10 protein-coding genes are annotated in these 8,269 nt (G+C 43.2%); 5 read left to right on the forward strand and 5 right to left on the reverse strand.

Features of this window, described 5'->3' with window-relative positions:
• The 3 genes from AB7U21_RS08410 to AB7U21_RS08420 all read left to right on the forward strand — a co-directional run.
• Positions 1 to 999, forward strand: a 999-nt coding sequence (locus AB7U21_RS08410; RefSeq protein WP_428388272.1) for a sodium:solute symporter family transporter, incomplete at its 5' end; no start/stop codon positions are given.
• 92 nt (positions 1,000 to 1,091) lie between these two features.
• Positions 1,092 to 1,412, forward strand: coding sequence for a hypothetical protein (locus AB7U21_RS08415; RefSeq protein ID WP_333787622.1), 321 nt, complete (start codon positions 1,092 to 1,094; stop codon positions 1,410 to 1,412).
• A gap of 83 nt (positions 1,413 to 1,495) precedes the next feature.
• Complete coding sequence (locus AB7U21_RS08420; protein WP_333787621.1) at positions 1,496 to 2,524, forward strand: methionine synthase; 1,029 nt, start codon at positions 1,496 to 1,498, stop codon at positions 2,522 to 2,524.
• Positions 2,525 to 2,532: 8 nt separating this feature from the next.
• Here AB7U21_RS08420 and AB7U21_RS08425 read toward each other — a convergent pair whose 3' ends face one another.
• Positions 2,533 to 3,444, reverse strand: a complete 912-nt coding sequence (locus AB7U21_RS08425; RefSeq protein WP_428388275.1) for a stage II sporulation protein M — start codon at positions 3,442 to 3,444, stop codon at positions 2,533 to 2,535.
• A gap of 185 nt (positions 3,445 to 3,629) precedes the next feature.
• Here AB7U21_RS08425 and AB7U21_RS08430 point away from each other — a divergent pair, with 185 nt between their 5' ends.
• Together AB7U21_RS08430 and AB7U21_RS08435 are read left to right on the forward strand one after the other, a co-directional pair.
• The gene (locus AB7U21_RS08430) at positions 3,630 to 4,373 is read left to right on the forward strand and encodes an RAD55 family ATPase (RefSeq protein WP_333787619.1); all 744 of its coding nucleotides are present in this window, start codon (positions 3,630 to 3,632) and stop codon (positions 4,371 to 4,373) included.
• A 12-nt stretch (positions 4,374 to 4,385) separates the two neighbouring features.
• Complete coding sequence (locus AB7U21_RS08435; RefSeq protein ID WP_428388277.1) at positions 4,386 to 4,889, forward strand: hypothetical protein; 504 nt, start codon at positions 4,386 to 4,388, stop codon at positions 4,887 to 4,889.
• Between the two features lie 6 nt (positions 4,890 to 4,895).
• On the opposite strand, the gene AB7U21_RS08440 is transcribed toward AB7U21_RS08435, so the two are convergent.
• From AB7U21_RS08440 to AB7U21_RS08455, 4 genes are all read right to left on the reverse strand, one after another.
• A complete protein-coding gene (locus AB7U21_RS08440) occupies positions 4,896 to 5,930 on the reverse strand; it encodes an EF-Tu/IF-2/RF-3 family GTPase (protein ID WP_333787617.1) in 1,035 nt (344 codons plus the stop codon).
• Positions 5,931 to 5,985: 55 nt separating this feature from the next.
• A complete protein-coding gene (locus tag AB7U21_RS08445; RefSeq protein ID WP_428388280.1) occupies positions 5,986 to 7,152 on the reverse strand; it encodes an RNA ligase in 1,167 nt (388 codons plus the stop codon).
• 2 nt (positions 7,153 to 7,154) lie between these two features.
• A complete protein-coding gene (locus AB7U21_RS08450; protein ID WP_333787616.1) occupies positions 7,155 to 7,931 on the reverse strand; it encodes a CBS domain-containing protein in 777 nt (258 codons plus the stop codon).
• 36 nt (positions 7,932 to 7,967) lie between these two features.
• Positions 7,968 to 8,269 (reverse strand): CBS domain-containing protein (locus tag AB7U21_RS08455; protein ID WP_428388283.1); only part of this gene is annotated, 302 nt, incomplete at its 5' end.

An 8,269-nucleotide genomic window follows, 5' to 3' on the forward strand; every position in this document is an offset into this window, starting at 1 on the left:
GGTGCAATGGCCCAGGCAGAACCTGCACTGCTCGTTTACATCTTTGAGCATTTCTCTCCTCTTCTTATAGGTCTGGCAGGTATAGGCCTGGCAGCAGCTGCAATGTCTTCTACAGACACTTTTGCAACTTCCGGAGGTTCCTGTCTATCCCGCGACATTTATCAGAGGTACATAAAGCCCGATGCTACCATGAAGGAGATGCTCGCTGTCAACAGGGTGAGCGTACTAATAATAGTTGCAGGTGCGACAATAGGGTCTTTCTATATCGATGGTATCATCGATGCCATCCACATAGCTACTTTCATTGCCAGTGCCGCATATTTCTTCCCTATGATGGGGGGACTTTACTGGAAGAGGGCTACAAAGGAAGGTGCCCTTGCAGGCCTTATAGTCGGCTTTGTTGCGCAGGTAGCTCTTACTGTATTTGATCTTGCTAATACTCCAGCCTTTGCTCCCGCTTATCTGGATTCCATACATCCTGTGCTTTCCAATCATGGAGTAATATTGGGAATGTCCCTAAGTGGCATAGCCTTCTTTGGTGTTTCCCTGGCCACAAAACCATCGGACACTGTCAATCTCGCTCCGTTCTTCAAAGAAGCTGCAAAAGAACTGGAGAAAAAGATCGTTGTCGATGAGGCAGATCCCCAGTACAAGAAGATGCTAAAGGTCATGACAGAGGAAATTACAGGTGACCGTGCTCATTTGTACCTTATTCTGGAAGCTTCTGCTACGGTCAATTGGAACAAATTCGTTAAGGATATCACGGGGAAGTATCATGAATGGGTTACTCCTACAGGTATTGATTCAGTATACAGGTTGACAAAGTCCGATATGCTGGCATGCATTACTATTACTCGCGGGCAGACTGAGAAAGAGATCTGGTTTGAATCTGAACCTCGTGTAAAAGACATTGATCTGCATCGCAAGGAAATGTTTGTAGCATTCAATGAAGTCTCAGCGACCTTAAAGGAAATGGGTGTATTGTTCACCCTTCCTTAATCACTTTAAAGATAAATTTATTTTTATATTATTTATGAAATTTATCGGCAAGTATTTTAACCAATGAAGTATACACTGTTAATGGTGATAGAGTGGAGGAGCACATCAAGCACCCCATTTCCGAATTAGAGGTAGATGAAAAGGATAAGGACCGCATACGGAAGATAATGGAAGATTTCGAAAAACTCTCTCCCTCGGAAAAGCTGGATGTATTACAATTGCAGAACATTATGCTTGAGACCGTAGCAAGGCACAATGAAAAATACGGTATACCCAGGCGCACTATACAAGTTGAAAGGCCTTTAAGTGAGATCGTTGCTCATATGTCCAAGGTTTCCATTGATTACTCACAGAAATGTGTGGACTATTATGTTGAACACGTTGCTAAGAAGGGAAAATTAAGACAGGACTGAATTCACCGCAGATCTTAAAGATCTCATTTCTTCTACTTTTTTGTCCCAAAACTTATATTTCGTTGCTGTTTCAATTCTAAGGCATGAATAATGTGATCTTTGATGACATAGGTAGTTACCCGCTTCCTCAGGGAGTAACAAAGGAATGGGTACAAAAGGCATTTTCAAAACACTCGGAGCGCGAAAAACTGTTCCAGATCATCAATGCTGCATTCCAGCAAAAGGTAGATGCAGGGGTTGAGGCTCCTACCTATCCCCAATATCAGGACATGAACGAACAGTTCCTTTCTGTTATCAGGGATCCGGAAAATACAGAAGAGCCTTTCAAGGTCAAAGAAAAAGCTGCCAGGATAGTAGAGCTGGAAGCTGTCCAGCCAGCGGCTCAAATGCACATGCAATCTCATGGAGAGAAGCAAAATACCAGGGTATGTGTAACAGGTCCCCTTGAAATGTACCTGAAAGAGTTTGGAGGAACGGAATATACCGATATCCTCTATCTATTAGCAGAGAGTGTAGACCGTTTTCTGAAAACTTCCATTGAGAATTCAGGATATCTGAACATAAGCGTGGTTTCCATAGACGAGCCAAGTATTGGCATCAATCCCCAGATCATGTTCGATGATGATGAACTCATACAAGCTCTTAAGATCGCCACCCGGTCTGCTCACCGTAAAGGGATCGATGTGCAGATACACTTGCATTCCCCCCTACACTATAAACTCGCCTGTGATACTTCCCAGATAAATGTTATAGGCGTTGAATCAGCAGGTCATCCTTCATATCTTGATCTTATTGATAAAAAGGTGCTCGATGAATCAGATTCTTTCCTGAGGGTAGGCATTGCAAGGACCGATATTTCTAATCTCGTTTCGGTCCTCAATGACAAGTATGGTACCAATGTCTGGAAGGATACATCACGTCTTCAGGAGATCGTTACTGAGCTTGAAACTCCGGATGTTATCTCCAAAAGGCTCGAAAAAGCCTATTCGATCTTTGGTGAAAGGATAAAGTATGTAGGCCCTGATTGTGGTCTGGGATCATGGCCCTCTCAGCAGATAGCTTCGCAGTTACTGCAAAATATAGCAGCGGGTATAAAGATGTCTGGTATATGATATCTCATTCAGAATAGCAGCCGGCTTATAAGATCTGCCACTTGCCGGGCCACGTTTGGTGTGATGTTCGTTTCTATGTAAGCGGCTACCAGGAGCAAGATCAACATCCCGCTTACCATGGTCCGCAGGTAAGAAGATCTAATGTACTCTGTGGCAATGCTATTCAGATATGATATATCTTTTTCAAGGCTTTCAGCCTCATTTCCTGACAACAGTTTATCTTCGACTATTTTGTCAGAATAAACTCTGGCAAACCTATATCCAAGGGCTCCAGCCATGATTATGACCGGCAGCTCTATTATTCCATGTGGCAGGATGAAGGCCAGGAAATAAGACACAGAAAAAAGAATCCCCTGTCCAATACCTGGCGGTCCTATCAGGTTGTAGGAAGATAGTGTTCCATTAAAAATGAAGAAGGAGAACATGATCCCAAGGAGCATTCCATTCAATGTTAGTGTTATGACAGGAATGAGATATGGGATAACATAAGCGAGTAATCTGAAGTGTTCTTTGCTGTATTTTGCGCGTTTCCATATCGAATCCTCTGTTTCAGAATTGTCCTGATCTCTTAACCTGGCAATTCCGGGGTCCAACCGTTGGGTACTATCTTTTATGAGGGTGCTGGCAAGCTGAAATAATTGTTCCACTTTCACTGAGAAAGTCGTGTATTTTTGGTGATGTGCCCTCACCTTCAGTTCAGCAATAGAGATATTCTGGATGAATGGTAACAATCCGTTTCCCACAGAGGCTGTTATAACTGCCAGTGAATTGAACAGAAAGATCGACCACATCAGATCCAGGTGTTCTGCAGCAGAGTTGACTTTCTTCATGGCCATTGCAGCGGTAGAGGTTATGGCATCATTTACAGGTTCAGGTGATGCTGTCGCCAGGCTCAGGAAATAGAACAGCATGCTTGTCATCCAGGCGATGAACATAGCTAGTATGAATATTTTGGACGACCATCGAATTTCATGCCAGACGATGTGAAAGTCATTTTCTTCTTTATTATTCATGTTCCATCAGGTTTCAATTAGATTGTGAACGTGTGTCTTATATATTAGTTTATAATTATATTAGTGTATTCCATCATAGATGAGGATTAAGGATGAGAATACAAACTGGAATTGAAGGTTTTGATGAACTTGTCCAGGGAGGTCTGCTCTCTGAAAGGGTTTATCTTGTGAGTGGCCCCCCGGGCAGCGGTAAAACTACATTCTGTGTACAATTCCTTGCTCATGGTGCTGCACTTGGTGATGTAGGTCTGTATGTGACCTTACTGGAAAGTCCTCAGAACATCATTGATGACATGTCCAATTATTCAATGAACGTCATCCCACTTATAAAAATGAGGAAACTCCTGTTCGCAGACCTGGGTCCGAGAATGGAATACGGATATATGGACGAACTCAACGAGTCTGTATCGCCTCAATATGAGGTCAGCAGAACTTCCCTTGAAAGTGAGGCTCCTTCTCCTGCAATGGTATTTAAGGAAATTGCTGCTTATGTGGCAGAATATGATGTAAAAAGGCTTGTATTGGATTCCGTATCTGCTATCCGTTTTACAACAAAGGACCTTTCTTTACAGGAAAAGGAAATGACAAGGTTCATACGTAATCTCAAGAAGCTTGGATGTACCACAATACTGATAGGAGAACTGACCGATCCGACAGCCTACTCAACTGAGCAGTTCGCAGCACATGGGGTCATCTTCATGCACAATTTCCTCTATGATAAGAATATGACCAGAGCAGTACAAATTATCAAAATGAGAGGAACAAAGCATGATTGTAACATGCGCACAGTACAGTTCACTGATAAGGGTCTGAAGATCGAAGGATATCTGGAATAATGGATTGATCCAATGGTCAAGATCTTTAAGAAAAAGGAAAGTAAAAGAGAGCTCACAGAACCTCAGAAACAGACACTCATAAAGAGTTCTTATGAACTGGGTTTTGAGGTGGGTTATCATAAGCATTCAGAGATCGGATGGGTAAAGGAGAGGTTCAACTCACTTTACGAGTTTGCGTCCCAAGGTGATCTGGGGCAGTCTGTCAGGGAAAACTATGAAACCGGACGAGCAGAGGGTGCCAGAACCAGAGAACGTGATATGAAGGCAGGTCTTTCTAAGAGAGTGGCAGATAAGGATAAATCATTACCTGCCTCTTCATCGGTACTGCTCCCGCAATCTCATAATAGTTCAGGGATCGACAATTCCTTCAGAAAAAGAGATACTTCTCAGGGAGGTTCCCCGGCTCCTTTAGAAAGACCCCAGCTTACAGACCTGCCTGAGAATACCTCTCTTACAAAAGCAGTAGAAAGGCCGTCCATGCTGGACGGGATCAAACACCTTTCCCCTAAAAAATGATCATGTTCAAAGGGAACCAAAGCCTAAGAACCTTTGTTTTTCGTCCAGATCTGTGAGTATGAACCTGTCCTGTTGCGAATAAGATATTTCTTTCGTACCTATCAACTGAAGGACATATTCATTTCCAGCAGAAGCTTTTTCCACCATGGTCCCATTTTTCTCTATGCTGTTGACACGCATAGGAGATGATTGCAGTCCAACGAATACGTGCAACACACTCCCAGTATTGAAACCCTTAGAGAAAGGTGAGAGTTTGCATTTTATTTTTAGATTCTCACTGACCATTTCCTCAAGGGAAAGAACATGGCCTCTGTCTATATCCTTTGATTGTATTCCCTTAAGAGCAAGGCCCACTCTTGCTCCGTTGGGTGCAGTTTTAACATCCACATCGTGCATCTGTATCGACCTGATCTCCAGAGGTTTCCTGGTGGGATAAGCTGTCATTTTGTCTTTTGCATTGACAGTGCCCTGCATCACAACACCAAGCACAACACATCCGATCCCAGTGACATTAAAGGATTGGTCTACTATGATCCTTGTTGGAAGAGTGGCTTTTTTCCGGTCCTCTTCATCGATCGTTTCACCCATACTGAAGATCTTTTCCTTGAGCTCTTCCATACCCTCAAAGGTTTTAGTGGAAACTGCCATATACTCCCAATGCTCAAGTACCGTACCTTTTGTGATCTTCTGCAGCTTTGCCTTCAATTCATCTGTTGCCTGCGGGTAAGTGGTATCAGATTTTGTAAGCAGTACAAGTCCATGTTTGTAACCCATGCACTCCAGGCAGACGATACATTCCCCTGCATAAGCATCCAGACCTGTGGGAGGCACGCATAGGATGGCGATATCGGAAAGGGTAAGCGAGGATATCAATGGCTTAACGGAATCTGGATATCCGGTGGGGTCTATGATAGTCATTATCTTGTCGCCCTTGGCAAAATCATACATTGTGAAATCCGATACATTCCCTTTCTTTCCCAGTTTTGCGGCAAGTGTTGTCTTTCCGCTTTGCTGGCTTCCTGTTATAGTGATCTTTGTCATATTGGCACCTGGTCTTTATGAGGTTACGAATACTATCATACAGATATATCTTTTTTCATGACCACAACTGGCCTTCCCACATGGCCAATGTCTTATCACTGGTGCTCTTGTTTACCTTTGTCATGTGTACAAGATATTCATTACCCACGGTCTTAGGTTCACTGAACACTATGTCCATTCCAAGCCTTCTCATATATTCCTCGAACTTTGATATGGTTGCTCTGTCTTTCACCCTGATAGTGAACTCTTCTGCAACTCTCCCTCCATCCCTTACTTTTATTATGGATTCTTTCATAGGTCTCAGGATACTTTCACCCAGTTGAAGACAACGTTTTCTGAAATCCTTTTCACTCTCGTCCCATTCCACCGATTGGAAACCCTCTCTGACTATTCTGGAGAATATGAAATCTCTTCCACTTTCATTATACACTTTCATGGCATGTTGCAGATCAGAGCAATTGCTCTGAGAAGCAGTGTATTTCATTGGTTGCAATACCATCTTTGGGTCCTTGATCACTACCCCTTCATGTCCTTTTCTCCCAATTTCCCGGATGATATCTGTGATCATGGAGGGAGCTTCCAGGATGTCGAATTCTCCAAAAAGTCTAACCTGCCTGAAGCCATATTTTTCAGCAAGTTTCCTGCGCTCATACAATGGCAAGGGTAAACCCGTGTCCTTATGTCTGATATCAAAAACAAAGAGTTCCAGAGATTCAATACCGTATATTTCCTTGGGTACGTAAGGGTTATCAGGACCTACCATTTCTCCATATACCACAAGTTGCGGGTTCTCAGTGAAAAAACTATGGTCTAACAGATCATTAGCTTTCTCCGAAGAATAAGGACACACATGGCCGCTGCGTGTAAGAGCTGCAAGCTTCCCATCCAGCAAGATCACTCGTACATTGTAGCCATTCATTTTTTCTTCTACTGCCACCCTCTTTATATCACAGAAGTTGAACTTGATGGCAGGTCCGAGTAACATTGCCCTTTTGATCTTTGGAAATCCAAGAATAAGACTGAAATCATCGTTCTTTTGCACAAGGACACTTCCAATATCAATATGCAAAGCCTTATGCTCAAAACGGAATAGGTGTTGGTACTCGTTCCAGTTCGGTACCAACACTCTTCTTTCCATAAGCTCCTGCATCCTTTGAGCAGAAATGCCCAGAAAAGATGCAGCATTCTCAATATCCAGTTCTGTTTGCGGATAGTTCTCCATGTTCACTGTGCCATTGCATGTACCAGATTCCTTCTGGTGATAAAGCCTACGAACTCACCTTCAAGATTTAGCACAGGAAGACCTCCGATATTATCTGCAAGCATCATCTTTGCCACATCTGAAAGGGGAGTGTTCGTATTAACTGTCTTTACGCTTCTCTTCATGATGTCTGCAACGATCAGGTTCTTTATCCTGGCTTCCTGCTGATTGCCCGAAACTATGTCCCTGAAAGCCCTCATGGCCTTAACAACATCTTTTTCGGTGACAATTCCTGCCAGTTTGCCATTCTCTATAATGGGGATCCTTCCTACATTCTTATCCAGCATCAGATGCCTGATATGGCTCACACGGTCACCAGGACTTGCGATCACAGGTTCTCTCTGCATGAACTCGCCAGCAAAACCATTGAAGTTGTTAGTCTTGAGGAGTTCTGCAGGTGTTACCCAACCCATAACATTTTCATCCTTGCAGACGATGATAACTCCCTGGTTCTTGTCAATAAGGGTGACAGCGTCCTTTACCTTTACATCCGGAAAAACCTTCACAAAGTTATCAGAAACAGCTGTTGCTACATGAAGTGAGGATGCAGGCATGCTTCCCTTCTTCCGGGTACCGAGTTCTCTGGTGAGGTTTCTCATAGTAAGGATACCAACTACCTTCTCCTCATGTTTCACGAGGGCCCGACGCATTTCTTTCTTTTCCATAATATCAAGTGCGTGGGAAAGAGTATCTGATTTACTGATAGTTGGTGGTTCTGTCATTATGTCCTTTACTTCCATGTCTTTCACCTTCAGGTTGTATTAGTTTTTGTTCCTTCACTGAGCTATCCTTATCAGGTCCTTCCTTCGGATAACACCAACGATCTCGTTATCCTTTTCTACTGGCAGGACCCTTGAGTTATCCTCTACAATGAGCTTTGCAGCTTCAACTGCTGAATCGTCCCATTTCACAATAGTACTGATATCTGACATGATATCTTCAGCAACCAGAGGCACTTCTTTTATATATCTATATGCCTTCTGCCCGCCGGATGTAGCACGTCTGGCCATCTTGATATTTTTTGTAGGAAGTTCTCCGTCAGCACCTGCTACTATGTTAAGGGCAACGTTGTTAAAGG

It is taken from the genome of Methanomethylovorans sp. (assembly GCF_050177135.1).
In the GTDB taxonomy this organism is placed as follows: domain Archaea; phylum Halobacteriota; class Methanosarcinia; order Methanosarcinales; family Methanosarcinaceae; genus Methanomethylovorans.